The organism is Actinomycetospora sp. 2LY8.5, assembly GCF_057180585.1.
Genome location: NZ_JBXUHE010000002.1, coordinates 361,903 through 388,534, shown reverse-complemented (window position 1 = coordinate 388,534; position 26,632 = coordinate 361,903). Strand labels below are relative to the sequence as shown.

The 26,632-nt window shown below is 74.7% G+C and carries 31 protein-coding genes; 17 read left to right on the top strand and 14 right to left on the bottom strand.

What is annotated here, in order from left to right:
• The first annotated feature begins 28 nt into the window (after positions 1-28).
• A complete protein-coding gene (locus tag AC2A1K_RS04200; RefSeq protein ID WP_483895051.1) occupies positions 29-1,990 on the top strand; it encodes a SpoIIE family protein phosphatase in 1,962 nt (653 codons plus the stop codon).
• A gap of 194 nt (positions 1,991-2,184) precedes the next feature.
• Here AC2A1K_RS04200 and AC2A1K_RS04195 read toward each other — a convergent pair whose 3' ends face one another.
• From AC2A1K_RS04195 to AC2A1K_RS04185, 3 genes are all read right to left on the bottom strand, one after another.
• On the bottom strand, positions 2,185-2,379 hold the full coding sequence (locus AC2A1K_RS04195) for a helix-turn-helix domain-containing protein (RefSeq protein ID WP_483895050.1): 195 nt from the start codon (positions 2,377-2,379) through the stop codon (positions 2,185-2,187).
• Between the two features lie 224 nt (positions 2,380-2,603).
• Positions 2,604-3,089 (bottom strand): CBS domain-containing protein, encoded by a 486-nt coding sequence (locus AC2A1K_RS04190; protein WP_483895049.1) that lies wholly within the window; start codon positions 3,087-3,089, stop codon positions 2,604-2,606.
• Between the two features lie 38 nt (positions 3,090-3,127).
• A complete protein-coding gene (locus AC2A1K_RS04185) occupies positions 3,128-5,299 on the bottom strand; it encodes a molybdopterin-containing oxidoreductase family protein (protein WP_483895048.1) in 2,172 nt (723 codons plus the stop codon).
• 269 nt (positions 5,300-5,568) lie between these two features.
• On the opposite strand from AC2A1K_RS04185, the gene AC2A1K_RS04180 reads away from it, so the two are divergent.
• From AC2A1K_RS04180 to AC2A1K_RS04170, 3 genes are read left to right on the top strand one after another with little or no spacing between them, the layout of a single operon-like run.
• Entirely contained in the window at positions 5,569-5,940 is a 372-nt protein-coding gene (locus tag AC2A1K_RS04180; RefSeq protein WP_483895047.1) for a cupin domain-containing protein, read from the top strand.
• 3 nt (positions 5,941-5,943) lie between these two features.
• Positions 5,944-7,083, top strand: coding sequence for a sensor histidine kinase (locus tag AC2A1K_RS04175; RefSeq protein WP_483895046.1), 1,140 nt, complete (start codon positions 5,944-5,946; stop codon positions 7,081-7,083).
• Entirely contained in the window at positions 7,080-7,730 is a 651-nt protein-coding gene (locus AC2A1K_RS04170) for a response regulator (protein ID WP_483895045.1), read from the top strand. Before AC2A1K_RS04175 ends, AC2A1K_RS04170 begins: the two co-directional genes overlap by 4 nt.
• Positions 7,731-7,876: 146 nt before the next feature.
• Here AC2A1K_RS04170 and AC2A1K_RS04165 read toward each other — a convergent pair whose 3' ends face one another.
• The 3 genes from AC2A1K_RS04165 to AC2A1K_RS04155 are packed head-to-tail and all read right to left on the bottom strand — an operon-like array spanning position 7,877 to position 11,045.
• Entirely contained in the window at positions 7,877-9,277 is a 1,401-nt protein-coding gene (locus AC2A1K_RS04165; RefSeq protein ID WP_483895044.1) for an alkaline phosphatase family protein, read from the bottom strand.
• Positions 9,274-9,807, bottom strand: a complete 534-nt coding sequence (locus AC2A1K_RS04160) for an adenylyltransferase/cytidyltransferase family protein (RefSeq protein ID WP_483895043.1) — start codon at positions 9,805-9,807, stop codon at positions 9,274-9,276. Before AC2A1K_RS04160 ends, AC2A1K_RS04165 begins: the two co-directional genes overlap by 4 nt.
• Entirely contained in the window at positions 9,804-11,045 is a 1,242-nt protein-coding gene (locus tag AC2A1K_RS04155) for an acyl-CoA dehydrogenase family protein (RefSeq protein ID WP_483895042.1), read from the bottom strand. Before AC2A1K_RS04155 ends, AC2A1K_RS04160 begins: the two co-directional genes overlap by 4 nt.
• Before the next feature lie 63 nt (positions 11,046-11,108).
• Here AC2A1K_RS04155 and AC2A1K_RS04150 point away from each other — a divergent pair, with 63 nt between their 5' ends.
• The 9 genes from AC2A1K_RS04150 (at position 11,109) to AC2A1K_RS04110 (ending at position 16,916) form a co-directional block, all read left to right on the top strand.
• A complete protein-coding gene (locus tag AC2A1K_RS04150) occupies positions 11,109-11,624 on the top strand; it encodes an isochorismatase family protein (protein ID WP_483895041.1) in 516 nt (171 codons plus the stop codon).
• 75 nt (positions 11,625-11,699) lie between these two features.
• On the top strand, positions 11,700-12,056 hold the full coding sequence (locus AC2A1K_RS04145) for an ArsR/SmtB family transcription factor (protein ID WP_483895040.1): 357 nt from the start codon (positions 11,700-11,702) through the stop codon (positions 12,054-12,056).
• A 344-nt stretch (positions 12,057-12,400) separates the two neighbouring features.
• Complete coding sequence (locus tag AC2A1K_RS04140) at positions 12,401-13,147, top strand: hypothetical protein (RefSeq protein WP_483895039.1); 747 nt, start codon at positions 12,401-12,403, stop codon at positions 13,145-13,147.
• 67 nt (positions 13,148-13,214) lie between these two features.
• Positions 13,215-14,030: an MOSC domain-containing protein gene (locus AC2A1K_RS04135; RefSeq protein ID WP_483895038.1), complete on the top strand. Its 816-nt coding sequence runs from the start codon at positions 13,215-13,217 to the stop codon at positions 14,028-14,030.
• A 205-nt stretch (positions 14,031-14,235) separates the two neighbouring features.
• The gene (locus AC2A1K_RS04130; RefSeq protein ID WP_483895037.1) at positions 14,236-14,418 is read left to right on the top strand and encodes a DUF1707 SHOCT-like domain-containing protein; all 183 of its coding nucleotides are present in this window, start codon (positions 14,236-14,238) and stop codon (positions 14,416-14,418) included.
• Between the two features lie 260 nt (positions 14,419-14,678).
• Positions 14,679-15,125 carry a hypothetical protein gene (locus tag AC2A1K_RS04125; RefSeq protein ID WP_483895036.1) on the top strand — a complete coding sequence of 149 codons (447 nt, stop codon included), beginning with the start codon at positions 14,679-14,681 and terminating at the stop codon, positions 15,123-15,125.
• Positions 15,126-15,216: 91 nt separating this feature from the next.
• The gene (locus tag AC2A1K_RS04120; RefSeq protein ID WP_483895035.1) at positions 15,217-15,870 is read left to right on the top strand and encodes a Dph6-related ATP pyrophosphatase; all 654 of its coding nucleotides are present in this window, start codon (positions 15,217-15,219) and stop codon (positions 15,868-15,870) included.
• A gap of 12 nt (positions 15,871-15,882) precedes the next feature.
• On the top strand, positions 15,883-16,557 hold the full coding sequence (locus AC2A1K_RS04115; protein WP_483895034.1) for an MBL fold metallo-hydrolase: 675 nt from the start codon (positions 15,883-15,885) through the stop codon (positions 16,555-16,557).
• A 26-nt stretch (positions 16,558-16,583) separates the two neighbouring features.
• Positions 16,584-16,916, top strand: coding sequence for a hypothetical protein (locus tag AC2A1K_RS04110; protein ID WP_483895033.1), 333 nt, complete (start codon positions 16,584-16,586; stop codon positions 16,914-16,916).
• A 208-nt stretch (positions 16,917-17,124) separates the two neighbouring features.
• On the opposite strand, the gene AC2A1K_RS04105 is transcribed toward AC2A1K_RS04110, so the two are convergent.
• From AC2A1K_RS04105 to AC2A1K_RS04090, 4 genes are all read right to left on the bottom strand, one after another.
• On the bottom strand, positions 17,125-17,910 hold the full coding sequence (locus AC2A1K_RS04105) for a CYTH domain-containing protein (RefSeq protein ID WP_483895032.1): 786 nt from the start codon (positions 17,908-17,910) through the stop codon (positions 17,125-17,127).
• Positions 17,911-18,063: 153 nt separating this feature from the next.
• Positions 18,064-18,306: a hypothetical protein gene (locus AC2A1K_RS04100; protein ID WP_483895031.1), complete on the bottom strand. Its 243-nt coding sequence runs from the start codon at positions 18,304-18,306 to the stop codon at positions 18,064-18,066.
• 54 nt (positions 18,307-18,360) lie between these two features.
• Positions 18,361-18,918 (bottom strand): TetR/AcrR family transcriptional regulator, encoded by a 558-nt coding sequence (locus AC2A1K_RS04095; protein ID WP_483895030.1) that lies wholly within the window; start codon positions 18,916-18,918, stop codon positions 18,361-18,363.
• Between the two features lie 5 nt (positions 18,919-18,923).
• The gene (locus AC2A1K_RS04090) at positions 18,924-19,250 is read right to left on the bottom strand and encodes a DMT family transporter (protein ID WP_483895029.1); all 327 of its coding nucleotides are present in this window, start codon (positions 19,248-19,250) and stop codon (positions 18,924-18,926) included.
• A 169-nt stretch (positions 19,251-19,419) separates the two neighbouring features.
• On the opposite strand from AC2A1K_RS04090, the gene AC2A1K_RS04085 reads away from it, so the two are divergent.
• A complete protein-coding gene (locus tag AC2A1K_RS04085; protein ID WP_483895028.1) occupies positions 19,420-19,794 on the top strand; it encodes a helix-turn-helix domain-containing protein in 375 nt (124 codons plus the stop codon).
• Positions 19,795-19,880: 86 nt separating this feature from the next.
• Here AC2A1K_RS04085 and AC2A1K_RS04080 read toward each other — a convergent pair whose 3' ends face one another.
• Positions 19,881-20,786 carry a pseudouridine-5'-phosphate glycosidase gene (locus AC2A1K_RS04080; RefSeq protein ID WP_483895027.1) on the bottom strand — a complete coding sequence of 302 codons (906 nt, stop codon included), beginning with the start codon at positions 20,784-20,786 and terminating at the stop codon, positions 19,881-19,883.
• A 106-nt stretch (positions 20,787-20,892) separates the two neighbouring features.
• Here AC2A1K_RS04080 and AC2A1K_RS04075 point away from each other — a divergent pair, with 106 nt between their 5' ends.
• Together AC2A1K_RS04075 and AC2A1K_RS04070 are read left to right on the top strand one after the other, a co-directional pair.
• Entirely contained in the window at positions 20,893-21,039 is a 147-nt protein-coding gene (locus AC2A1K_RS04075) for a hypothetical protein (protein ID WP_483895026.1), read from the top strand.
• 13 nt (positions 21,040-21,052) lie between these two features.
• A complete protein-coding gene (locus AC2A1K_RS04070) occupies positions 21,053-22,765 on the top strand; it encodes an alpha-keto acid decarboxylase family protein (protein ID WP_483895025.1) in 1,713 nt (570 codons plus the stop codon).
• Positions 22,766-22,876: 111 nt separating this feature from the next.
• On the opposite strand, the gene AC2A1K_RS04065 is transcribed toward AC2A1K_RS04070, so the two are convergent.
• The 3 genes from AC2A1K_RS04065 to AC2A1K_RS04055 all read right to left on the bottom strand — a co-directional run bounded on the left by AC2A1K_RS04065 (position 22,877) and on the right by AC2A1K_RS04055 (position 25,788).
• Positions 22,877-24,373, bottom strand: a complete 1,497-nt coding sequence (locus AC2A1K_RS04065; RefSeq protein WP_483895024.1) for a flavin-containing monooxygenase — start codon at positions 24,371-24,373, stop codon at positions 22,877-22,879.
• Positions 24,370-24,891: a cupin domain-containing protein gene (locus AC2A1K_RS04060; protein WP_483895023.1), complete on the bottom strand. Its 522-nt coding sequence runs from the start codon at positions 24,889-24,891 to the stop codon at positions 24,370-24,372. The genes AC2A1K_RS04065 and AC2A1K_RS04060 overlap by 4 nt, the downstream gene beginning before the upstream one ends.
• Before the next feature lie 105 nt (positions 24,892-24,996).
• Positions 24,997-25,788 carry an IclR family transcriptional regulator gene (locus AC2A1K_RS04055; protein WP_483895022.1) on the bottom strand — a complete coding sequence of 264 codons (792 nt, stop codon included), beginning with the start codon at positions 25,786-25,788 and terminating at the stop codon, positions 24,997-24,999.
• 58 nt (positions 25,789-25,846) lie between these two features.
• On the opposite strand from AC2A1K_RS04055, the gene AC2A1K_RS04050 reads away from it, so the two are divergent.
• Entirely contained in the window at positions 25,847-26,626 is a 780-nt protein-coding gene (locus AC2A1K_RS04050) for an SDR family oxidoreductase (RefSeq protein ID WP_483895101.1), read from the top strand.
• Positions 26,627-26,632: the final 6 nt, after the last annotated feature.

Sequence of the window (26,632 nt, the reverse complement as noted above, 5' to 3'; positions counted from 1 at the left end):
AGCCGCTCGCGCGGGTGATGGTGGTGGCATGGCCGCGAACGGGCCCGTCGAGCAGCCGGCGGGCATCCCCACTGACGTCGTCGCCGCCTTCGAGGACATCCCGGCGGTGCTCTGGGCGTTCGAGGGCCCCGAGCACCGTGTCGTCGCCGCCAACCGCGCCGCCCGGGCGAGCATGGGGTTCCGCCCCGGCATCGTCGGGCGACCGATCCGGGAGGTGGCGCCGGAGCTCGAGGGCCAGCAGGTGTTCGAGACGCTCGACGAGGTCTGGGCGCGCGGCGAGCCGGTGATCGGCGACGAGCGGCGCATCCTCGTCGACCGCGACGGCGACGGCCGCCTCGAGGAGGACTTCTACTCCTACACGTTCGTGCCCACCCGGCACGCCGACGGCTCCATGCGCGGCATGACGGTGCACGTCGCCCGGGTCACCGACGAGGTGCTGCGCCGGCGCAAGGCGGAGAGCTCGGCGGCCGAGTCGGAGCGGCGGATGCAGGCCGCGCAGGACGTCGTGCTCACGCTGCAGCGCTCGCTGCTGCCCACCGGGCTGCCGGTGCTGCCGCAGGCGCGCCTCGCCGCACGCTACGTCGTCGCCGGGCAGGAGCTCGCGGCCGGCGGGGACTGGTTCGACGCGGTGCCGCTCGGCGACGGACGGCTGGCGGTCGTGGTCGGCGACGTCGTGGGCCACGGCGCGGTGGCGTCCGCGGCGATGGGACGACTGCGGGCGGTCGGCGCCCACGCGCTCGAGGCCGACCGGGGCGTGGCGGGGACCCTGGCCGAGCTGGACCGCTTCGCGGCCCGCGAGCGGGCGACCCGCGCGGCCACCGCGTGCGTCGCCGTCCTCGACCCGCGCACCGGCGAGCTCGAGGTCGCCGCCGCCGCGCACCCGCCGCCGTTCGTCGTCACCGCCGACGGCACCGCCCGCTGGATCGCGCTCGCTCCCGGCACGCCGCTGGGCACCGGCCGGCCGGCCTCCGCGCCGACCGTCGACCGGCTCGAGGCCGGCGACGTGCTCGTCCTCTACACCGACGGGCTCGTCGAACGGCCCGGGCACGCGCTCGCCGAGGGTCTCGAGGCGCTCGCCCGTACCGCCGTCGCGGCCGGCCACGAGCACGTCGAGGACGACACGACCGTCCCCACCGCACGGGTCGACCGGATCGCCGCGCTCACCGTCGAGCGGATGGGCTGGACGGGCGGCGGGCACGCCGACGACGCGACCCTGCTCGCCGTGCAGCGGACCGCCGAGCCGCCGGCGCCGTTCGCCGTCGACGTCCCGGCCGATCCCCACGGTCTGCGCACCCTGCGCCGCGCGCTCGACGCCTGGCTCGAAGCGGCCGGGGTCGGGGAGGACGATCTGGTGGCGCTGGTCCACGCCGTCGGCGAGGCCGCGACCAACGCACTCGAGCACGCCTACCCGGAGCCGCCCGCGGACGGCGTCGGCGCCCGCGTCGCCGCCGGGCTCGACGACGCCGGGCGCGTCACGGTCACCGTCGCCGACACCGGGACCTGGCGCCCCGCCGCCGACGACCCGGGTGGGCGCGGGCGCGGGCTGATGATGATGCGCGGACTCGTGGACCGGGTCGGCGTCGCGACCGGGCCCGAGGGCACCACGGTGACGCTGGGGGCGCCGCTGCGGCGCGACGTCCTCGTCGGCCCCTACGGCGACCAGGCCGCGACCACCGGCCACGGCGCGGCCGAGGAACTGACCACCGAGCGGTCGGACACCGACGTCCTCGCGGTGACCGGCCCGATCGACACCGGGACGGTCGAACGGTTCCGCGGCCGCGTCCTCGAGGCCGCCCGCGGCGGGGCGCGGGACGTGTCCGTCGACCTCGACGGCGTGTCGGTGTTCTCGAGCGCCGCCGTGCAGGCCGTGCACGAGCTGCGCCGCGACCTGCCCGGCCTGCGCCTGCGCGCCGCCGCCGGGAGCGTCGCCGGGCGGGTGCTCGCGCTCACGGGCCTCGAGGATCTGCTGGACACCGTCGAGGCGCCCTGATCCGGGCCCCGCAGCTCATGATCGCGAAGCGGCTGACGAAGCGATCGCCGAGGTGAGTGCGATCGTCACCGAGACGGCGAGGTCGTCCCGGCGACGGCACGCCGTGGTCGCGGGGACGGCCGGCCGTCCGTCGCTCTCACGGGAACGCTTCGGTTCCCGACGCGTGTTCACGAAGGAGAAGCCGGCTCCCGGCGTCAGGTCGTCCGGGCACGGCTCCCGCCGCGCGGACGCAAGGTGACGCCGGCGTCGAGGAGCAGGCGCCGAACGTGGCCGAAGCTGCGGCCGGTGTCCTCGGCGAGCCGCATGAGGCTCGCGCCCGCGGCATAGCGCTCCACGACGTACCGCGCGAGCGCCGCTCGATCGTTCGACACCGTCTTCGACACTGGCATCTCCCTTCCGTCGGTTCGCGCCGGACACTAGGCACGGACGGACGGACGGTCCGTGAACCGTCCAGGATTGAGACATGACCAGTCTGTGGCCCGAGCCCCCGCAGCCCACCGAGGACGAGATCGCCGCCCGCGTCCGGGCAGGCCGGGGCACGCGCGCTCGAGCTCGCCGAGACGGTCGCCGCGCGCGCTCGCTCTCGGGCATCCGCGCGATCGCCGTGCCCTTCCTACCCCGCGAGCCGCCGTTCCCGTTCGCGCGCCGCGACGTCCTCCGCGGAGCAGAACCCGCGCCCGCTGCGCTTGAGGCACAGCAGGCCGAGCAGCCGGCCCTGCGCATCGACGACCGCGAGACGTCGCCCGGTCATCGCGTCCCAGGTGGCGTGCAGGTCGGCGTCGGGGCCCACGACCCGGCCGAGGAGGCGCCCGCACTCCACGGCCGGATCGGTGTCCGGCGGCACGAAGCGCAGCGGAGCCGCCGCGTCGGAGGCGTGCGTCCGTGCGCCCTCGAGGTCGGCGGGCTCGACCACCGCCAGCAGCACGCCCGCGGCGACCACGAGCAGGGCGTGCACGTGATCGTCGGCGAGCATCTCGCGGGCCTGCGCGACGGTGGTGGACGGCGCGCACACCTTGGGTCGGCGCAGCATCGCGTCGGCGACCCGGGACCCGTCGGGCCACGGGTCGCCGCGGCACATCACCGCGGACGGGGTGGTCATGCGCGGCCCTCTCGGCGTCGGAGTCGCACCGAAGTCTGCTACAGACCGGCAGGCGGCGCCTGCGTCGCGTCGTCCTCGGCCTTCCCGACCTCCACGAGATTGTCCGAGTACACCCCCGCGTTGCCCATCTGGTTGTGCCGATCGGCGGTGACGGTGTTGACGGTGCTGCCCGACGCCTTGTTCTGCCAGTGGCCGACGTTGGCCATCACCAGGCCCGGCATGACGACGTCGTCGACGACCGCGGGGCCGCTGAACTGGCCGCGGTCGTTGAACACGCGGACCATCTCGCCGTCGATGATGCCGCGCTCCGCGGCGTCGTCGGGGTGGATCCAGACGCGCTGATCGCCCTGGGCGCGCTGCTTGGTCTCGGCGTTGGCGTACTGGCTGTTGAGGAACGCGTGCGGCTTCGGCGACACGATGTTCATCGGGTAGCGCTTGGCCAGCTCCGGGTCGGAGTCGGGCGACTCGAACGGCGGCACGTAGTCGGGCAGCGGATCCAGCGCGTCGCCGGGCTGCATCGCGTCGTACATGGAGCGCCACACCGGGACGACGAAGTTGCCGCCTTCGGCGAGGCTGGAGCGGAACTCGCACTTGCCCGACGGCGTCGGGAAGTTGCCCTCGGCGTGCGGAGCGCGCTCGTGCGGCAGGCCGACGTTCAGGCGCGCCCAGCCGGTCTCCTTCAGCGAGTCGTAGGTGATGCCCTGCAGCGCCGGCGCGTCCCAGTCGTGGAAGTCGCGCAGCATCTGCTCGTCGGTGCGGTCCCAGTAGTCGTCGGTGAACCCCATCGTCCTCGCGAGGCGCCGGAACAGCTCGGAGTTGGGGACGCACTCGCCGGGGGGCGCGATCGCCGGCTGGTTGAGCGAGATGTACAGGTGCCCCCAGGTGACCATGATGTCGAGCTGCTCGGCCTGCATCGTCGCGGGCAGCACGAGGTCGGCGAACTTCGCGGTGTCGTTGATGAAGTGGTCACTCACGACGGTGAACAGGTCGTCGCGCATCAGCCCCGCCATGGTCTTGGCCTGCGCCGGGCCCTGCGAGACGGGGTTGGAGTTGTAGACGAACAACGACTTGATCGGCGGGTCGAGCGCCATCTCGCCGGTGAGCGCCATGCCGAGGTCCAGCTCGTTGATCACCCGGGTGCCCTCGGGGATCCACTGCGGCATGCAGATCTTGTCGAAGAGCGTCGGGAACTCCCAGATCGGCATCTCCATCGTGCCGCCGCCGACGTGGCGCCACGCGCCGACCAGCGCGGGCAGCGACGTGATGGCGCGGATGGCCTGGCCCCCGCCGCGGCTGCGCTCGATCGCCACGCCCTGGCGGATCGCGGACGGCTGGTTCGTGGCGTACTCGCGGGCCAGGGTGCGCACGTCCTCGGCCGGAACGCCGGTAATCTCCTCGACCCGCTCCGGCGGGTAGTGCGCCGCGCGCGCGGCGAGCTCGGAGAAGCCGACCGTGTAGCGCGCGACGTAGTCGTGGTCGACGAGGTCCTGCGCGACGATCTCGTGGATCATCCCCATCGCCAGCGCGCCGTCCGTGCCGGGCCGGATGCGGATGTGCCAGTCGGCCTGGCGGGCGGTGCGCGTCCGCACCGGGTCGATGACGACGATCTTCGCGCCGTTCTTCTTGCGCGCCTCGAGCAGGAACGGCCAGCCGTGGAGGTTCGTGCTGGTCATGTTCATGCCCCACACGACGATGTACTGCGAGTGGGCCATCGACTCGACGTCGAGCCCGCCGGTGCCGCCGACGGTCATGTGCCAGGCGGTCGACGAGCCCGACTCACAGTAGGTCTTCTCCGCGACGCTCGCCCCGAGGCGGTTGAAGAACGCGTCGCCCGCGGTCAGGCCGTTGATGACGCCCTGATGCCCCAGGTAGGCGTGCGGCATGATCGCCTGCGGCCCGTGCTCGGCGATGATGCCGGTCCAGCGCGTCCGGATCTCCTCCAGCGCCTCGTCCCAGGTGATGCGCTCGAACTCGCCGGCGCCCTTCGGCCCGACGCGGCGCATGGGGTGGATCACGCGGTCGGGCTGGTAGTGGTGCTCCGGGAAGTCCTTGAGCTTGACGCACAGCCCGCCCCGGGTCATCGGGTGCTCGGGATCGCCCTTGACGTCGACGAGCCTGCCGTCCTCGACGTGGTAGAGCATCGCGCAGGTGTCGGGGCAGTCGTGCGGGCACGCACCCCGGATGATCGTCAGTTCGCGAGCGAGCGTCATGATCGCTTACCTCCGCGCGGCGGTTTCTGGTGGTGGGGGCCGGGGCGTCGACTCCGTCGGCCGTTTCCCAGTCACGCAGCGGGGAATTGCACGGTCATGACGCGACCGTTACGCCCTCGTCAAACGCGAGCGGTACCTGCATCTGCAGCCACGAATTGTTTCTTCTCGATGAATCCGCTGCTCACAGGAAGACGAGCGGGCCGTACCCGCAATTGCAGGCTGTTCCGGGACGGCAGTCACGGATACGTTCACCCCTCACCGTTTCCCCGATGGGACAGGAAGTGCGCACCATGACGACGCAGACCCCCGAGTACACCCGATCCGTGGCCGACGCGACGGAGTGGGAGCCGTTCATGGCCGGCGGCGAGGCCGTCGGCGAGGTGCACTGGATCCGCACCGAGGGCGCGGAGGGCGCCACCCTCAACGTCGGCCTCTGGCGCTCCGAGCCGCAGAGCTTCCCCTACCCGTTCACCGCCGACGAGACGATCCACGCGCTCGAGGGCGAGCTCGTCGTCGATCTCGTCGAGAGCGGCGAGCAGGTCGTCCTGCGCCCCGGCGACATCGCCTCGTTCACCAAGGGCACGAAGTCGACCTGGACGGTCACCGAGCCGTTCAAGAAGCTCTTCGTGATCAGCGGCTGACTCGTGTGCTACTCGGTCAAGTCGATCGAGGACGTCCGCCGCCTCGTCGTCGCCACCCGCGGCCTCGCGGGGCTCTCGGGCACACCCGCGCTGATGGCCACCGCGTGCCGGCGCCTCGTGGATCTGGTCGACACCGACGTGGTCGCCGTCGCGCTGCACGACGGGGCCGACGCGCTCGCCGTGGTCGCGGCGGCGGGGACCGTCGATCTCGACGGGATGCGCCTGCCCGCGGGATCAGGGCTCGGCGGGCGCGCGCTGCGGCGGGCGATGGTGACGACGACGGGCGACTGCGCCGCCGACCCCGACGCCGACGACCTCGCCCGCGCGCTCGCCGCCGACGGGGTGCGTGGGCTCGGCGCGGTGCCGGTGACGTGGGGCGGGCACTGGCTCGGCGTGCTCTACGCGGGCATGCGGGGCCGTCGGGTCTCCCCGCACACCACGCTGCTGATGAACGAGTTCGCGGCGTCGCTCGCCCCGCTGCTCGTCGGCGCGGTGCGGGCCGAGCAGGCCGGGCGGATCGCGGTGGCCGACGAGCGCCGCCGCATCGCCGAGGAGCTGCACGACACCGCGGGGCAGCTCCTGTTCCGGATCTCGATGTCGGCGAAGGAGATCCAGCAGGGCGCGGCCGACACCGACGGGACGGTGGCCGCGGCCCGCGCGATCGAGCTCGCCGCCGCGGAGGCGTCGGGCTACCTGCGGCGGGCGATGTACAGCCTGCTGCCCGCCGACGACGCGCTGCCCGTCACGCTGCGCCGCGACGTCGCGGCCTTCGCGGCGCGGACGGGGATCACCGCCGAGCTCGTCACCCTGGGCGAGCCGGTGCCCGCGGCGGCCGAGGTCGAGGGCGTCCTCGTGGCCGTCCTGCGCGAGGCGCTGCACAACGTCGAGAAGCACGCCGGGGCGGGCGCGGTGCTGGTCTCGCTGGCCTATCGGCCGGGCGAGGTGACCCTCGGCGTCGAGGACGACGGCAAGGGCCTGCCCCAGGACCTCGCGCTGCACCCGGTGCCTCGACGTGGGACCGGTCTGGGCCTGCCCGGGTTGCTCCAGCGCGTCGCGGGCGTGGGCGGCGATCTGGTCCTCGACGGGAACGACGACGACGGCACGAGCCTGCGGGTCCGGGTACCGACGGGACGGGCGGCGTGACGGCACCACCCCGGGTCCGCACCGTCCTCATCGCCGACGACCACCCGCTCGTCGCGCACGGCATCCACCGGGTGCTCGCCGCGGTGGCGGAGGAGTTCGCCGTGGTCGCGACGTGCCACTCGGGCGCAGAGACCCTGGACGCCGCCGTCCGCGAGCGCCCCGACCTCGTGCTGCTCGACGTCCGCCTCGGCGACCGCAACGGGGCGGACGTCGCCCGGTCGTTGGGTTCCGCCTCGCCCCGCACCAAGGTGATCATGCTGACGGCGTTCAGCGACACCGAGAACCTGCGCCGGTGCCTCGAGGCCGGCGCCGCGGGCGTGCTGCTCAAGGGCTCGCTCGACCTCGACCTGGTGGCGGCGCTGCGCGAGGTCCGCGACGGACGGATGGTGATCGACGACGGCATCGCCTGCGCCCTCGAGGCGACCGGCGGGCCGTTCGGCGACGGCGGTCCGGTCCCGCGGCTGCGCCCGCGCGAGGTCGACGTGCTGCGGCTGATGGCCGCGGGCAGGACCACGCGGGACATCGCGGCCGAGCTCGACCTCACCGTGAACACGGTCCGGACCTACACCCAGGCGCTCATGACCCGGCTCGGGGCGCACACGCGCGTGCAGGCGATCGTGCTCGCCCAGCAGCTCGCCCTCATGTGAGGGCCGCATCGAGCTGAACGTGGTGTGCCTGCCCGGCCCACGGCCGACACGTCACGGACGCGCCGGCACGTCGGAGAGCAGGAGCGTCGTGGCGCACGTCCCGGCGTCCCGACGGTGTGGCGTCGCCCGCGGTCTCCGGACGCCGCTCAGCTCGAGCGCCGCGTGCCCCGACGCCCCCGCCCCCCGGGCGGCAGCACCATCGCCTCCGGCGCGTCCGGCAGCGCCGCGGTGGGGCGCGGGGTGGCGCGGTGACCCAGGAACGCCGCGCGGTTGGCGTGCCCGAGCAGCAGCGGCAGCAGCTCGCGGGCCTGCAGCGCGCCGTACCAGCCGGCCGCCGCCGGCCCCTCGCCGAACGCCTCCACCGCGTCGCGGCGCACCGTCGGGCCTGCGACGACCAGCGGCGTGGGGTCGCCGGTGTGCAGGACGCCGCCGACCGACGGCGTCGCGTGGTCCCCGGTGACGGCGACGATCGCACGGTGGGCGAGCTCGTGCAGCGCGCCCAGCCCCGGGTCGGCGGACTCGAGCACCTCGAGCTTCGCGCGCGGCTCCTTGGTGTGCCCGGCGTCGTCGGTGGCCTTGGTGTGCACGTGGACGAACGCGGCGCCGTCGTCGAGGAGCTCCTGCGCGGCGGTGAGGCGATCGGAGAGCTCGGCGCCGAGGTCGTGGCGCGGGTTCAGGTAGGGCGGGACGTGCCGGGTGCGGAAGCCCAGGAGCGCGCCGAGGCCGCGGTAGAGCCGCGTGCTCGTCACCGCCGCGCCGTGCACGCCGACGTGGTCGGCGAACCGCGGGACGGCGCCGCGCACCCCCGACCACTTCGTCGTCAGCACGTCGAGCGGCGGGCGGTCGCGGTCGCGGCGGGCGACGTTGACCGGGTGCTCGACGAGGACCGAGCGCGCCTCGAGCAGCAGGGACGTCAGGGTGTCGGCGGTCCCGGCCGCCGCCTCCTCGCACGCCAGCACCCGCAGCCAGGGGTGGCGGTCGGAGAAGAAGGGGTCGGAGTCGGTCACGGCACCCGCCGACGACCCGGTGTGCCCGGACAGCACCAGCAGCGCCTCGCCCCGCCCGCCCAGCTTCTCCAGCCACGCCCCGTGCGACTCCATGACCGGCCCGAGCGCCCCGAGCAGCGCGGTCGCGTCGTCGACGTCCCACCCCGCGGCGCGACCGGTGATCCACACGCGGCCGTCGGGCGCGACCGACGACGTGCGCAGCGCGGCGTGCGTGACGGCGGTGTCGGCCGGCACCTCGATCCCCGCCCCCAGGGCTTCGAGCACCGCGCGCCCCGGGAAGGGCGCGTCGGCGTACCCGAACATCGCCCAGTGTGCGAGCTCCGAGGACGGCGCGCGCCCCCAGCCGAACGGCAGGTGCCAGCCCGACGAGCCCCGCGCGGCGAGCGCGTCGAGCACCGGCGTGCGCGCGGCCTCCGCGGGCGTGCGATCGCCGAGCTCGGGCACGGGCCGGTCGCCGAGCCCGTCGAGGACGACGAGCACCACGGGCAGCCGGTCGTCGCCGAGACGCGGCTGGTTCTCGCCGTAGCCGGGCGGTCTCACCGGTGATCCAGCAGGCGGGTCAGCACCGGGACGGTCGCCGGCGGCACGAGCCCCGCCCACGTCCCGTCGGCGAACCCCGCGCGGATCGTCGCGGCGTCGAGCTTGCTCGCCGGGTCGCCGTCGACGACGACCACCCGGTAGCCCCCGTCGGCCAGCCGCTCCGCCTTGTCGGCCTCCCACGCCGAGTACGCCCGCACGTAGTGCACGGCGTCGCGGGGGACGTACTCCGCCCAGACCTCGGGGCGGGTGAGGTCGAACGGGACGACGGTCGTCCGGTCCGCGAGCCCCGCACCGGCGAGCGCCGCGGTGAGCAGCTGCACGCGCTCGACGTAGGTGAACGGGTTGGCGTCGTCGGTGTGGCGGTGCGTCGAGGTGGCCGCGACGTGACGGGCGGCGGTGTCGGGGTTGGTCACGGCGACGACGAGGTGGTCGTGCTCGGCGAGGGCGAGCGCGAACAGCTCGAGGTGCTGGGCGTGCACCGGCTGGAAGCGCCCGGTCACGGCCGCCCATCCCTCGGCGCGACGGCTCACCGCCCGGTCCTCCGCCGCAGCAGGCCGCGGGCGATCGCGTTGCGCTGGACCTCCACCGTGCCGGCGGGGATCTTGAGGTTGCGGGCGAGCCGGAACAGCTTCTCCTCGGGCGACCCGAGCCGCAGGCCGGTGCCGCCGTGGACCTGCACCGCCGTGTCGGCGACGCGGAAGAACGCCTCGTCGTTGATCACCTTGACCAGGCTCGTCAGCCGCGGCGCGTCCGGGTGCAGCGGCAGGCCGAAGGGGCCGCCGGGCAGGGCGTCGAGCTCCCCCTGGGCCTGCAGGGATGCCGCGCGGGCCGCGTACACGTCGGCGTCCATGTCGGCGAGCATGTGCTGCACCGACTGCAGCTCGGCGATCGGCGCGCCGCCCGACGTGCGCTGCTGCGCCCGATCGAGTGCCCGCTCGAGCAGCCACGAGCCCCAGCCCGCGCACATCCCGCCGCGGCACAGGCGCCGCCAGTTGATCCAGGCCATGGCCAGCGCGAACCCGTCGCCGACCTCCCCGACGACGCATCCGGGCGGCACCCGCACGCCCTCGAGGTGCAGCTCGCCGGTCAGCCCGTCGTTCAGCATCGTCGGGATGTCGCGGCCGCGCGTGAGACCCGGGCTGGTCGCGTCGACGAGGAACATCGACAGCGACCGCGATCCGGCGCCGGGCTCGGTGACGGCCACGACCTGGACGACGTCGGCGAAGTGCGCGTTGGTGATCCAGGCCTTGGTGCCGTCGAGGATCCAGTCGTCGCCGTCGCGGCGCGCGGTGGTCTCCATCGCCAGCACGTCGGTGCCGACGTTCGGCTCGGTGTTGGCGAACGCCGCGGTGATCTCGCCGGCCAGCAGGGGCTCGAGCCACTCCTTGCGCGCGGTGTCCGAGCAGCGCTCGATCGCCGGGTTCGCGCCCTCGGTCCAGCCGAGCGCGGCGAGCCCCAGCCCGAGCCCCGCGTGCCGGTAGACGAACTCCTCGACATGCTGCATCTCGGCGCGCGTGAACCCACCGCCGCCGGCCGCCGCCCCCACGTGCGGGCTGTAGAGCCCGGCGGCCGCCGAGCGGCGCTGCACCTCCCGGCGCGCCTCCCACACCGCGGCGTGCATCCGGCCGGCCTCGTCGAGGCGCGGGTTGAACGCCGTGCCGACGTCGCGGCCGGCGAGCTCGGCCTCCAGCGGCGCGACCTGCGCGTCGAGGAAGGCCGCGAAACGCCCGGTGTAGTCGGCGACGCGGTCGGTCCGGCCTGTGGTCACGGTCATGCCCTACGGCGCCGGGGCCGGTCCCGTCAACTGCGGCCGGGATCTACGGTCGAACCCGTGCCACTGATCACCGCCGAGGATTCGACCCTTCTCGTCATCGATCTCCAGGAACGCCTGATGCCGGCGATCGCCGGCGGGGACGCCGTGCTGGAGAACGCCGGTCGCCTCGTCCAGGCCGTCGGCCGGCTCGGCATCCCGGTCACGGCCACCGAGCAGAACCCCGCCGGGCTGGGCCCGACCGTCGGAGCGATCGGCGACCTGCTGCCGGAGCCCGCGATCGCGAAGACGGCCTTCGCGGCCCCCGTCGATCCCGCCCCCGGCACGGTCGTCGTGTCCGGGTGCGAGGCGCACGTCTGCGTGCTGCAGACCGTGCTCGCGCTGCGCGCGCAGGGCCGGGAGATCGCGGTGGTGTCGGACGCGGTCGGCAGCCGCCGCGAGACGAGCTGCGAGCGCGCCCTCGACCGGATGCGCGCCCACGGCGTCGACGTCGTCACCACCGAGATGGTCGTGTTCGAGTGGCTGGGCTCGAGCGAGAACCCGGCGTTCCGCGAGGTGCAGAAGCTGATCAAGTGAGCACCCTGTCGTCGAGGTGCGCATACGCTAACGTTCGTCCTCGCTGACAGAGGAGGGCGCGACGGAGGAGGGCGCATGGACGACCCGGAGACCGTCACGCTGCGCGCCCTCGTGGAGCCCCGTCGCCGGTCGATCCTGCGCCTGGTGGCCCACGAGGAGCTCTCCGCCGGGGAGATCGCCGCGGCGTTCGAGGTCACGCGGCCGGCGGTCAGCCAGCACCTCACGGTGCTCAAGGACGCCGGGCTGCTCACCGAGCGGCGCGACGGCACGCGGCGGCTCTACCGCGCCCGCCCCGAGGGGCTCGACGGACTGCGCACGTTCCTCGAGGACATGGAGGCGTCGTCGCTGGACACCGCACGCCGTCTCGGGGAATCCGGCCGCGGAAGCGGACACCGGGGGATCACGGACGACGAGCACCACGCCACAGGGTGAGGCCGTCACACGCCGTCACACACCGTCACACACCCGGAAGCCACCGCCCTGCGCCGCCCGCCCGTCCGGCAGCGGCGGAGGCGAGCCGACGGCGTTCGATCCGCGGCGCGCGGTCCGGCCGAGGGCGCCCTTCACCCGTCCAGGCGTTCGAAGGGCCCGCTCGCTCGCATCGGGGCTCCGGGGCGGACGCCGCGGCACATCGGGACGAGGAGCGGCGGATCCCCGCGCCCGCGCCCCCGGGTGCAGGTGGCCTGAGCTGCATGCGGCACCGTGCGGGGGGGACACGGCACCCCACCCGGCGCGCCCGTCAGGAGCTCCTGCGCGCCGCGAGAGGACTGACGACGATGGCCGACCCCGGCCGCAGCGAGACCCTGACCGACGAGCGCGCGGACGAGATCACGCACGACGCCACCGACCTCACCACCGGCGTCTCCACCGAGGACACCTCGGCCGAGTCGTCGACCGAGTCGTCGACCGAGTCGTCGACCGAGTCGTCGACCGAGTCCGTCGACGACGGGACCGACGACCGGGCCGACGACCGGGCCGACGACCGGGCCGACGACCAGGCCGCCGCCGGCGCGGGCACCGGAGACGTCGACGACACCGACGACACTGGCGACACTGGCGACACTGGCGACACCGACGAGCCGCTCGACGGGGACGACGAGGACGAGGCGCCCCAGCGCCCCTGGGCGCTCATCGCGGCCACGGCTGTCGCCGCCGTCGCGGTCGTCGCGCTCGCGGTGACGGCGCTCCTGGTGCCGGGATGGGCGATCAAGCCCGGTTCCCCCGACGGCGTGGCGGAGCAGGCCACGTCGGCGCTCGCCGCGAAGGACTCGGCGCAGCTCGACGCCGTGTCCTGCCGCAACCAGCAGGGCGCGCCGACCAACCCCTTCCCGCCGGACGCGCTGGCGCTGATCCAGCAGGCCACGCCGGCCGGCCCCCCGGTGCTCGAGCTCGACACCCAGGCGCGCGCACCCGTCGACCTGGTGCTCAGCGCGCAGGGCCAGTCGCAGCAGCTGCCCGCCGACCTCGTCATGGGCGTGACCGACGGGCAGTGGTGCATGGCCGGCATCTCGCAGCGCGCGTGACCCCCTGCTGCCCCGCGGCCGGCTACGGTCGCGGGGCAGGGGGACGGCGTTCGACGAGGGACGGCAGATGCAGATCACCGCGCTGTGGCGATATCCGGTGAAGTCCATGCTCGGCGAGCCCCTGGAAGGCACGCGGGTGGACCACGGCGGGCTCGAGGGCGACCGCGGGCTCGCGCTCGTGGACGAGTCGACCGGCAAGGTGGCCACCGCCAAGCACCCGCGGCTGTGGCGTGACCTGCTGCGCTACTGCGCCGTCGCGACCGACGGGCGGGTCCGCATCACCTCGCCGGCGGGCTGGACCCGCGATGCGCTCGACCCGTGGGTCACCGCCGCGCTGGGCGACGAGCTCGGCCGCGCGGTGCGGGTGTCCGCGCAACGCCCCCAGGCGGCGGAGGTCGAGCGCCCGGACCCCGAGCACGTGCTGGACCAGGGGGTCGAGGCCGAGGTCGACGCGCCCGCCCTCGAGATCGCCCAGGGCACCACGGGCACGTCGTTCGTCGACCACTCCCCGGTGCACCTGATCACCACGGCGACGCTGGACGAGATCGGTGTCGAGTACCGGCGCTACCGCCCGAACCTCGTCATCGAGACCCCGGCGGGCACCCCGCCGTACGTCGAGAACACCTGGCTCGGGCGCGAGCTGCATCTCGTCGCGTCGGACGGCACGACGGTGACGCTGACGGTGTCGCTGCCGACGCCCCGATGCTCGGTGCCGACGCTCGAGCACGGCGAGCTGCCGCGGGAGCCACACGCGGTCCGCGAGCCGATGCGCGCCAACCGCGTCGAGGTCCCCGGCTTCGGGGTCCTGCCGTGTGCCGGTGCGTACGCGCAGGTGACCCGAGGTGGCGCGCTGCGGGTCGGCGACCCGGTCACGCTGGGCTGATGGGCCGCCGACGCGCACCGTCCTCGTCGAGCGCCGGGACGCGGTGACGGTCGTCAGCCTGCGCCGGCGGCGCCGGGCGGCACGGGGCGTTCTGACCGGGGGCACCGGGCGCGCCGAGTGGCATGCTCACGGCCATGACCGAGCCGGTGCCCCAGGAACCCGGCCGGCCACGCGAGCACCCCTCGCCCCGCATCGGCACGCGGCGATGACGGCGCTGGACCAGCACCTCGAGGCCGGACGCCTCGACGCCGTGGAGTACGGCGAGCGCAGCGCCCGCGCGGCCGAGGCGCGCACGGTCTCCGACCTCGTGCCGCTGTTCGCCGACCTCCCCCAGCCCCGCCCGCCCCGCGCCGTGAGCCCGGCGCGCTCGCCCGCTCCGGGCCGGTGATCAGAGGGGCGCTGCCGATCATCGCGCTCGTCCTGTTCTTCACCGTCCCGATCCCCCACGCCTGGGTCTTCTTCCTGCTCATCCCCCTCGGCGCAGCCCTGTTCCCGAGCTCGCGGCGACAGGACGAGCGCAACGCGAGTGACGAACGGGACGGGGATGACGACGTAGCGGATTGCCGGCTTCGTCGGCTCTCGACCCGGCAGCCGGTTCAGGAGGACCATCGACCTTCAGCGGACGGCGGGCAGGACGGGGTGGCGGACATGGCACACGCGGCAGGTGGCCCGGTCGGGCCCGGCGAGAGCCCCACGGTCCGGATCGCGCGCGGCGAGCGCCGCTCGCCGGTGGTCTGGCAGGTGCTCAGCGCCCTCGCGCTGCTGGCGATGGGCGGCATCCACCTCTATCTGACGGTCTGGGGCGGCACCGGCGGCGTCCTCGGCAACCTGTTCCTGCTCAACGCGCTCGGCGGGCTGGTCCTCGCGATCGCCGTGGTGGTCACGCGCGGGCAGCTGCTCGTGATCTCGACGGTGCTCGGGCTGCTCTTCATGGCCGGCACGCTGGCCGCGCTCGTCATCGCCCTGACGCCGTTCGGGCTGTTCGGAATCCAGTCGAGCCTCGACTACGACCTGGCGCCGACCACGCTCGTCGTGGAGTCGGTCGGCACGATCGTCCTGCTCATCACCACGGCGCTGGTGCTGCGCCGGCGCTGACTCTCGGTGCCCGCCGCGGCATCCCGTTGCGCCACGACGGGAGGCCGTCCTCACCCCGTCGTCGACACGCCTCCCCGCTACCGTGGCGACCGTGGCCGAGCAGGCGTGGATGAGCTGGTCGGGCGGCAAGGACGGCGCGTTCGCGCTGGCCGTCGCGCGCGAGACGCCGGGGACCACCGTCGCGGGGTTGCACACGGCGGTGTGCGGGAACGAGGAGGTCGCCGCGAGCTACGTCCCGCTCGCGCTCGTCCGCGCCCAGGCCGACGCGCTCGGCCTGCCACTCGAGACCGTCGAGCTGCCCTCGCCGTGCCCGAACCACGTGTACGAGGAGCGCACACGCGCCTCGTGGGCCCGCCTGCGGTCCGCCGGGGCCGACGAGGTGATCTACGGCGACCTGTTCCTCGCCGACATCCGCGCCTACCGGGAGCAGGCGCTCGCCGGCACCGGGCTCACCGCGCGCTTCCCGCTCTGGGAGCGGCCGACCGAGGCGCTCGCGCGGTCGATGCTGGAGCGGGGCGTCCGCGCGCTCGTCGTCTGCGCCGACCCCGCCCGCGTGCCCGGGACGATCGTCGGACGGACGTGGGACGCCGACCTGCTGCGCGAGCTGCCCGCGGGCATCGACCCGTGCGGGGAGAACGGCGAGTTCCACACACTCGTCACCGACGGGCCCGGGTTCGCGCACCCGATCACCCCGACGATCACGGGGGCCACCGCACGGGACGGCTTCGTCGTCGCGATGTTCTGACAGGCTCTCGGGGTGGCTCCACCGTTCTGCGAGATCGCCGACGGGGTGCACCTCGGCGCCCTCGCCCCCGCCGGCCTGCTCAACACCGTGCTGATCGAGGGTCCCGACGGCGACGTCGTCGTCGACGCCGGCTTCCCGTGGTCCGCCCGGCGCCTGGCCGCCCTGCTGCGCGGGCGTCACGTCGCCGAGCACGCCGTGACCCACGCGCACGGCGACCACGTCGGCTCCACCGCGTGGCTCTGCCGGCAGACCGGCGCACCGCTGGCGATGGGTGAGCCCGACGCCGGACGGTTCGAGAACGGGCGGCTCGACACGCACGCCGGCGTACTCGGCCGCGCCGTGCTCGCGCCGCTCGCGCGCGAGCGCCGGGCGGTGGACCGGCGCCTCGTCGAGGGCGATCGCGTCGCCGGGTTCACGGTGCTGGCCGTGCCCGGACACAGCCCCGGCACGCTGGCGCTGTGGCGCGCCGAGGACCGGGTGCTGATCGTCGGCGACGGCCCGGTGAACGTGTCGGACGACCCGCGCTCACCGCGGTGGCTGCCGCTGCCCCGGGGTCTGCACGACGACCCGTCGAAGGCCGGCGCGTCGCGGCGCCGTCTGGCCGAACTGCGTCCGGCGCTCGTCGTCGCCATGCACGGCCGACCGGTCGCGGCGCCCGGCAAGTGGGCCCGCGAGGTCGGTGTGTGAGCAGCGTCCGGGCGTAACGTCGCTGGATGGCCAAGGACACCGTCAAGAACAGACAGCCCCGCGAGGACCCGGTTGAGACGGCGCTCATCGCCCCCGACACCCCGGTGAACGCGGCGCCCGCCACGACGCGGACCACCGCCCCGTCCTCCTCACCGTCCCCCTCGCACGGCATGACCGACTCCCTCGTCGGGGTCGCCGCGGACACCGCGCACGCCGTCCAGCGCGTGCTGCCCCACCGGACCCCCGTCTACCTCGGGGGCGCAGCCCTGCTCGTCCTGGGGCTGGTCGACCTCCCCGTGGCCGCCGGTGGCGCGCTCGTCTACGAGGCGCTGCGGCGGTGGCACCCGTCCACCCAGTGATGATCTTTCCCTTGCGGTGCACGGACCTCGACGACGCCGTCCGCGCGGCGAACACCGGCGAGGTCGGGACGCAGGTCGTGGCCGGTGCCCAGCAGCTCCCGCCCGGCACCCCGGGCTGGCGCGTGCCGCGCCGACCAGAAGGCGCCGACCAGAAGGCGCCGACCAGAAGGCGCCGACCAGAAGGCTGGGCACCCGTCCGGACATCGACCTACCGAATCCGCGCGCGGCGCAGCTGATCGGTCCACAGCGAGGTCTTCGTCCGGTGCGGGGGCGCGGGCGCGAGTCCGTGCGTGGCGAGGAAGACCGCGACCGCCTCGGCCGTGCGACGGGCGTCGGCGGGGGCGCAGCGGGCCGAGAACTCCTCGAGCACGCGGCCCCCGGGGAACCGGAAGCGCTCGTGCCGGGCGTGGGGCAGGCCGCAGCGCGCGCGGGGCACGGCGGCCCGCTCGATCACCAGCGGGCCGAAGAGGCCGAGCTCCTCGCTCCCGAGCGCGCCCGCGGCCCCCGTGAGCAGCGCCGACTGCGCGGCGGTGAGGACATCCTGCACGGGCACGCGGCCGTCGCGGACCTCGAGCGCCGTCTCGGCGCCCGGGATCGTGCGCACCTCGGTGCTGCGTTGGACGACGCCGGGCAGCATGTCGAACTCGACGCGGGACCCGGCGGGTGGGACGCCGCCCGGTACGGGATCCTCGCCGCGCACGCGCACCGTGAGGTCCCAGCGGTCGCGGCCCCGGTCGCGCAGGCGGACGTTCACGCCGAGGTGCGCGAGCGCGAGGTCGGGCGTGTCGAGCAGGTGCAGGCGCCGCGTCCGGACGCGCCCGTGGCGGCCGACGAGATGGACGGTGGATCCAGGCTGCGGGCTGAGCAGCACCTTGAGCTCGACGCTCTCGGCGCCGTCGCCGACCACCCGGGCCCACGCGTCGTCGTCGGGGGGCGGGAAGCCGAGGGCGGCGGCGAAGTCGGCGCCCGGCAGCGTCTCGCAACGCTCGAGCATGCGCGCTCCTGCCACGAACGTGGTCGTCGGCGGTCGAGGGGCGTCGCGGCGGGCTGCTCGACCGCGGTGGCGCCGACGGTACCGATCCCGCGCCGGAGTGCCACCCCAGCGGGCGACAGAGCGCTCTTGATCGCTCTTGATCGCCCCGAGGAGCTACGTCGTGGACGTCTTCCTGCCCTCCCACAGCTCGCCGCCGGTGAGCACGTAGACGAACGGCACGATCGGCACGAGGGCGAGCACCGCCCACACGATCTTCGCCGTGCCGCTGAGCTCCGGGCGCACCAGGAGGTTGAGCCACACGAGCACCACGGCCACGGGGTGCAGGAAACAGACCAAGAGCTCGGCGAGCTTCTTCATCGACGCGTCCGCGGTGCTCGGGCCGCCCGGACGGGCCACCGGTGAACACCGACGGTAGCGGCCTGCCCGGAACCGCACCAGGTCTGCGCATCGTCAGGCGGGGACCAGCGCGCGCAGCACCCCCTCGACGTCGGCGGCGGCCCACGGAGCGGGATCGCACCAGCACCGTAGGAACAACCCGTCGACCGCGGCGGCGACCGCGGCGCGCCGCCGCGGCTCGGGCACGACGGGGGCGAGCACGGCGTCGAGGGCGCGGGTCCAGCGGACCCACTCGTCGCGCAGGGCGGGGCGCCGGCCCGCCTGCAGGAACAGCTCGTACTCGGCGTCGACCGTCCGGCTCGGGTCGATCGCACCGTCGGCCACGAGGGCCGCGAGGGCGGGCAGGGGGTCGTCGTGCTCTGCGCACCGCTCCAGGGCGGCGACCCAGTCCTCGTTGACGGCGGCGAGGGTGCCCGAGAGCAGCTCGTCGACGGTCGGGAAGTGGTAGCTGACGAGGCTGGGCGTCATGCCGGCCTCGGCGGCGACCGCCCGCTGGGTCACCGCGGCCACCCCGCCCCGCCCGATGACGCGCATCGTCGCCTCGCGCAGCAGCCGGCGGCGCTCCTCGCCCTTGCGCCGGCGGCCGTCGGTCTGGGTGACCACGGTGCTCACGGTCCCTACGCCGGCCGGGCCCCGAGCTCGAGGGCGAGCACCCCACCGATGACCAGCGCGATCCCGCCGACCTGTACCCACGTGAGCGACTCGCCGAGGAAGAGCGCGCCGGCCGCGGCGACCAGCGCCACGCCCGCGGCCGCCCACACCCCGTAGGCGACGCCGACGCCCAGCCCGCCCACCAGCGCCTGGGAGAGCAGGCCGAAGGCCACGAGGTAGCCGACCACCACGACGACCGAGGGCACGAGCCGCGTGAAGCCCTCGGAGAGCTTCAGCGAGATCGTCGCGACCACCTCGGAGGCGATGGCGAGGGCGAGGAACACGTAGGGCACGGCCGTCCTCCCGAAAACGGGGCATCTGCCCAGGATTCTAGGTGAGAGGCTGCCGGCGTGCGACCCGGACGGCGTCGAGACGGCGTCGAGACGGCGATCGACGATCCGTCGCCCGAACGAGAACGGTCGGACATCATCGATCGCACGCGATCGAGTAGGGAGCGTGAGGATGGCGGGCGGGAGCCGACCGGAGCCGGTCACGCGCTACCAGTGGGCGACCACCGACCCCGAGGCCGCGAACGACTACCTCTGCGCGACCTACACCGCCGTCCGGCCGGTCGCGACGGAGCCGGAGGGGTTCACGTTCCGGACCGAGGTGGCCGCGACCGACCTGTTCGGGATCGGGCGCCTGCGGCACTCCGGCCCGATCAAGGCCACCCTGCGCCTCGAGAGCGCCCACCGCGATCTGCTCGCCGGCGACCCCACCCGCGGCGACCGCGTCGAGGCCATCGCCGCCCGCTGGGGCTTCGGGCACCCGGGCCGCTTCTCGGTGATCTACCGCGAGCACTACGGCCGCTCGCCGAGCGCGACGCTGCGCCTGTAACGCTGCGTGTCCACCGCTGAGCGGAAAGAACTCCCTGCTCCGCGGTCCCCGGTGCCCACCGAGGGCGCCGGCGGTGACACCACGGGCTATCCCGCGGCCAGCGCCACCGCGACCCGCCCCGCGAGCGCCACGTTCGCGCGGTAGACCGCCACGTTGACCTCCAGGCTGCGCCCCTCGGTCGCGCGGTGGACGTGGTCGAGCAGGAACGGCGTGGTGTCGTGACCGGCGATCCCCCGCTGCGCGGCCTCCGCGAGCGCCGCGTCGAGCACCGCGCGGTGCTCGGCGACGTCGAGCTGCGCCTGCGCGGGCACCGGGTTCGCCAGCAGCACCGCGCCGGAGAGCCCCAGCGCGTCGCGCGCCCGCACCACGGCCGCCGCCTGGGACGGATCCTCGACCCGCGCCGGCACCGGCACCCCGGCGTCGTGCACCCAGAACCCCGGGAATGCGTCGGTGCGGTAGCCGAGCACGGTGACGTTCAGCGTCTCCAGCCGCTCGAGGGTCGCCGGGACGTCGAGGATCGATTTCACCCCCGCCGACACCACGAGGATGGGCACACCGGCGAGCGCGACGAGGTCCGCGGACTCGTCGAAGGTCGTCGATGCCCCGCGGTGCACACCGCCCAGCCCGCCGGTGGCGAACACGCCGACGCCCGCGCGGTGGGCGAGCAGGGCCGTCGCGGCGACCGTCGTGCCGCCGTCCGCACCGCGCGCCACGGCCACCGGGAGGTCGCGGACGCTGACCTTCTCCACGCCCTCCCCCGCGGCGAGGCGCCCGATCTCCGCGTCCGCGAGCCCGACGACGGGCCTGCCGGCGACGACGCCGACCGTCGCGGGGAGGACGCCCGCCGCCCGCAGCAGTGCCTCGGCCTCCCGCGCGACCTCGAGGTTCCGGGGGCGCGGCAGGCCGTGGGTGAGGATCGTCGTCTCGAGCGCGACGACGGGGCGGCCGGCCCCGACCGCCGCGCGCACCTCGTCGGACACGACCACCGACATCCGCGACTCCCCTCGTCCGCACCCGACCGACCAGGCCGGTCGACCCGGCGGCGACAGCCTCTCCCACCGCGCCGGACGTCCGCCCCCCGGTCGGGCCACGACGCCGGTGTCCGTCCCGGTCGAGGAGGCCCCGGTCGAGGAGGCTCCGGTCGAGGAGGCCCCGGTCGAGGAGGCCCCGGTCGAGGAGGTCCCGCTCACCGAGCAGGGCGAACCCGACCGCGCCGCGATCTCGGCCTGGGCCCCGTCCGCGTGAGAGCGTGCGGACCGTGAGCGGATACACCGTCGCCGACCATCTCGTCGACCGGCTGGCGGAGCTGGGGGTGGACCGCGTCTTCGGGGTCCCCGGCGACTACAGCCTCGCCATGCTCGACCACGTCACGCACCACCCCACGGTGCGCTGGACCGGGTGCACCAACGAGCTCAACGCCGGCTACGCCGCGGACGGCTACGGGCGCCTGCGCGGGGTCGCCGCGCTGTGCACGACGTTCGGGGTGGGCGAGCTCTCCGCGATCAACGCGGTCGCCGGGGCCTTCGCCGAGCACGTGCCGGTCGTGCACATCGTCGGCGCGCCGGCGCTGACCTCCCAGGCACAGCAGCGCCCGGTGCACCACACTCTCGGCGACGGGCGGTTCGGGCACTTCACCGCGATGCACGCCGACATCACGTGTGCGCGGGCGTCGCTGACCCACGAGAACGCGGTGAGCGAGATCGACCGGGTGCTGCGCGAGGTCCGCGACCAACGCCTGCCCGGCTACCTCGTCATCCCCGCCGACGTCGCCGCGGGCCCCGCCGAGAGCACGCGCGCGGCGCTGCCCGCGACCGTCGACACCACCGACCCGGAGGCGCTCGCGGGCTTCGTCGACGCCGCCCGGCGCCTGCTCGAGTCGGCGTCGACGCCCGACGACGTCACGCTGCTCGCGGGGCTGACCGTCCACCGGCTCGGGGCGGGCGGGACGCTCGCCCGGCTGCTCGCGGCGGGGCCGCTGCCACACGCGGTGACGCCGTGGGCGAAGAGCCTCGTCGACGAGAGCGCGCCCCGCTTCGCGGGCACCTACACCGGCGCCGCGAGCCCGACGGCCACGCGCACGGCCGTCGAGGACGCCGCGGTGCTCGTCGTCGCCGGGGTCGTGTTCACCGACCTCGACAGCGGCATGTTCACCCAGCGGATCACCCGGGGCCGCACCGTCGACCTCGGCCCGCGCGCCGCCGCGGTCGGGGCGGCGACGTTCTCGCCGGTCGAGCTGCCGACCGCGCTCGCGGCGCTCGAGCCCCTCGTCGCCGAGGTCGCCGCGCGCCGCAGCGGGCCGGCCCCCTCGGAGCCGCTCGCGACGCCGACGCCCGCCGCGGGCTCCGCGCCGGACGGCGAGGCCCTGAGCCAGAACACCTTGTGGGCCGAGGTCAGCGGCTTCCTGCGCGGCGGCGACATCGTGCTCGCCGACCAGGGCACGAGCTTCTACGGGATGGCGCCGCACCGCCTGCCCGCGGGCGTCACGTTCGTCGGCCAGCCGCTGTGGGCGTCGATCGGGTACACGCTGCCGGCCCTGCTCGGGACGTGTGCCGCGTTGCCCGGGCGGCGCGGCGTGCTGCTCATCGGCGACGGCGCGGCGCAGATGACCGCCACCGAGCTCGCCACCGTGCTGCGTGAGCGGATCCCGGCGGTGATCGTCGTCGTCGACAACGACGGCTACACCGTCGAGCGCTCGATCCACGGGCCCGACGAGTCGTACAACGACATCACGCACTGGGACTGGCCGGCGCTCGCCCGCGCGGTCGGGGGCGACGACAACCTGGTGGCCAGCCGCGCGACGACGGTCGGCGAGCTGCGCACCGCGCTCGCGGGCGCCACGACGAGCCCGGACCGCGTGACGCTCGTGCAGGCCGTGGTCCCGCGTGACGACGTCCCGGACCTGCTCGCCGCGCTCACCGCGGTGCTGGGGTCCGAGCCCGACCCCGTTCCGGACCCCCGCCCCGCGCGCTGAGCCCCGGCTCGGGAGCTCGCCGATCCGTGCGGCGAGCGTCCGGTGCCGCCGGTACGCCGGCCGCTGGGCCTCCGACTGCGCGATCAGGCCTGCGCGATCAGGCCTGCGCGATCAGGCCTGCGCGAGCGGCTTCGTGCGCGCAGGTGCGCCCAGCCGCTCCTTCAACCGCGGCGCGACGTCCGCGTAGGCCCCCGGGTCGACGGGGTTGAGGTACTGCTTGATCCGGGCGCCGCGGGAGATGTCCAGGTCGAGGTCGCCGAGCACCTCGTCGACGTTGTGCAGCGAGAACGGGATGATCTTGGTACCCCGAGCGTGGTGGCCGTCGGTCGCGGAGTCCATGAACGCGATCTGCTCGTCGACGGCCAGGCGCACGGCGGCCGGAGACGGCAGGTCCACCCGCCCGGCGAGGTGCGCGGCGATCCAGGCCGCCGCCATCTCGGCGTTCAGCGGGCTGAAGAACGAGGAGTTGTAGCCCGCGAAGGTCACGTCGTCGACGTCGGTCGGCAGGATCTGGCGGTAGAGCAGGAAGTTGCCGCGCTCGTCGTGCAGGCGCGCGACGACGTCGTCGGGCAGGAACGGCACGCCCTGGCGGAACCCGGTGGCGCAGACGAGCGTGTCGGTGCGCAGCGCGGCGCCGTCGTCGAGCTCGACGTGCGGGGCGCCGTCCTTCTCGAGCAGCCGGACGATCGTGCGGTCGCGGCGCACGGCGATCTCGCCGGCGCGCACGGCGTCGTAGAAACCGTCGGTGGTCAGGCCGATCGCGCCGCGCACGATGTCCTCGAAGCACCCGCGCGGCACGAGGTCGAGCTCCTTGAGCCCGAACTGGCGCGCCGACACCGGACCCAGCGAGTCGAGGATCCGGCTGCGCAGCCCGTTCGCGGGACCGTGCAGGAACTTCTCGATCCCGCGCAGGTAGCGGTAGCGGAACAGCGACTCGCCGAGGCGGGTCAGCAGCAGGTGCTTGAAGTTGAGGAACCCGCCGACCCAGCGCGGCACCTTCCACACGAGCTGGCGCGCCACCACCGTCGTCGCCGTGGCCGTCGGGCCGACCGCGACCGCGACGTCGCACGCGGTCTTGCCGTAGCCGAGGACGACGACGTGGCGGTCGCGCACCTCCTCGGGGTCGTGCAGCTCGGTCGCGGGCAGCACCTGCCCGCCGACGGCGGTGAACTCGTCGACGCCGGGGAAGGTCGGCATCGCCGGCTCGCAGAAGACGCCGTTGGCGACGACGAGGTGGTCGACCGTGTCCGTCCCCGCCGACGTCGTCAGCGTCCAGCCGGGTCCCTCGCCGCGCGGGACCGCCGAGGTCACCTCGGTCTCGAGGCGCAGCAGGCGGTCGACGCCCGTGTGCGCGGCGTACGCCGCGAGGTAGGCCTGCACCTGCTCGCCCGAGGGCCACTCCGGCAGGTCGCGCGGCATCGGGAAGTCGGAGAACGCGTAGGTGTCGCGCGGGCTCTGCGTACACAGGCCCGGATAGCGCCGGGTCGCGCTCCAGACACCGCCGACATCGGGCGTGCGGTCGTAGACGACGACGTCGTGGCCGACCTCGGTGAGAACCTTCGCGGTGACGAGCCCGGCGACACCGGCGCCGACGATGCCGACCCTCACGACGGGCTCCCCGCGTTCTCGACGGGTCGAGCTTCCCTGTCGGCGTGGTCGTCTCGATGCTCCGTCTCCGGCAGGCGCAGCTCGATGCCGAAGTCGGCCATGATCGCCTGCATCACCGAGATGTCCTTCTTGCCCGGCGGCAGCTCGGCCAGCGCCTGGTAGTAGGCCTCGAGCCCGGCCGGCGAGACCACGGAGATCACGCGCGCCTCGTCGTCGTAGGGGTTGCGGAACGTGTGGACGACGTCGCGGGGCAGCAGCAGGTAGTCGCCGTGGCCGAGGGTGACGTCCTCGCCACCCAGCATCACGTCGAGCTTCCCGGCGAGGCAGATGAAGGACTCGTCCTCTCGGGTGTGCACGTGCGGCGGCGGCCCGTTGACCCCACCGGGAATCGCGTACTCGAACAGCGAGTACGCGTCCCGGGTGTTCTCGCCGGTGGCCTTCGCCGTGATGTTGAGCCCGATGGCCGGGATCTGCCGACCCTCCCGGGACGAGAGCATGTACCCGCCGCCCAGTGACATCGGTGCCTCCTCGTGTGGGTGGAGTCACAGAGTCCGAAACGGACAGGCACGCCACCAACATCGCGTCCCGCTCACTGGGACCAGTGACGCTCCGAGGCCGGTCGACTACCGGCGGGCGCTGTAGGCCCGCGACGCCGCCGCGGCCGCGAGCTGCACCGGCGGACCCGCGCGCTCGGAGCGCACCGCCGCCGACGGGCCGGTCACCGACAGCGCCGCGACCACCTCGCCCAAGGGCCCGAAGATCGGCGCGGCGACACAGGAGACGCCGATGTTGCCCTCCTCGCGCTCCACGGCCCAGCCGCGATCGGGGATGGCGGCGAGCTCGCGGCGCACGGCGTCGGCATCGGTCAGCGTGCGCGGGGTCCGCGCGGGCAGCGTCCCGGCCAGCGCGGCGTCGACGGCCGCCGGCGGCGACCAGGCCATGATCGCCCGGCCGAGCGCCGAGCAGTACGCGGGGATCGTGCCGCCCACCTGCGAGAGCATCGGCATCGGCCGGTGCCCGGTGATCTTCTCGACGACGAGGACCTCGGTGCCGTGCAGCACCCCGAGCTGCACCGCGACCTTCACCGCCGCGTGCAGGTCGTGCAGGAACGGCAGCACGGCCTCGCGCAGCTCGTGGCGGATCGGGACCAGGCCCGAGAGCTCGAAGAGGCGCTGGCCGATGCGGTAGCGGTCGTCGGGCTTGTCCAGCCAGCCCAGGCGCAGCATCCGGTCGGCCGTGCGATGCGTCGTCGAGCGCGGCAGCCCGCAGCGGTGCACGAGCGAGGCCAGCGTCAGCTCGCGGTGGGTCGCGTCGAAGGCGTCGAGGATCGCCGCGGCGCGGTCCAGCCCGCCCGGCGCGTCTCGGACGTCCCGCACCGTGCCCGGCACCTTGTCCCGTTCAGTGGGACTCGCCATCGCTGTCTCCTCGCCCGACCCGCCACGCTCGTGACGGGGATCGAACAGGGAGGGCGTCATCAAGGCAACCACGGCACTGGTCGGCGGCGGCGCGAGCGGGATCGGGCGCGCGACCGCCGAGCGTCTCGCGCAGGACGGGTGGGACGTGGTCCTGGCGGGGCGCACGGAGGAGACGCTGCGGGCCGCGGCGTCGGAGCTGACGCAGGCCACCGGGCGCGAGGTCCGCTGGGCGGTCGCGGATCTCGGTGCCCCGGACGACGTCGACGACCTGGTCGCCGACGTCGAGGACCGCTTCGGCGAGATCGCCGTCCTGGTGCTCAACACCGGCGGGCCGCGTCCGGCGCGCATCCTCGACGTGGACACCGACGACTGGCGCGACGCGGCCGACCTCCTGCTGATCGGCCCCCTGGCGCTGGCCCGGAACGTCGTCGCCGGCATGCGGGAGCGGGGCTTCGGACGTGTCGTGGTCGTCACCTCGACCGCGGTCCGCCAGCCGATGCCCGACCTGGCGCTGTCGACGGTGCTGCGCTCGGCGACGACCGCCGCCGCGAAGCTGCTCGCGGGCGAGGTCGCCGCCGACGGCGTCACCGTCAACTGCGTGGCGCCCGGCCCGATCGCGACCGAGCGGCGCGCGCAGATCCTCGCCGACCGCGCCGCGACCACGGGTGCGAGCGCCGAGCAGGCGGACGCCGACGACCTGGCGGTCGTCCCGGCGGGCCGCGCCGGCGAGCCCGAGGAGATCGCCGCGGCGGTCGCCTTCCTCGCCTCGCCCGACGCGGGCTACGTGAACGGCACGACGCTGACCGTGGACGGCGGACGGACGGAGACGACGTGGTGATGGATC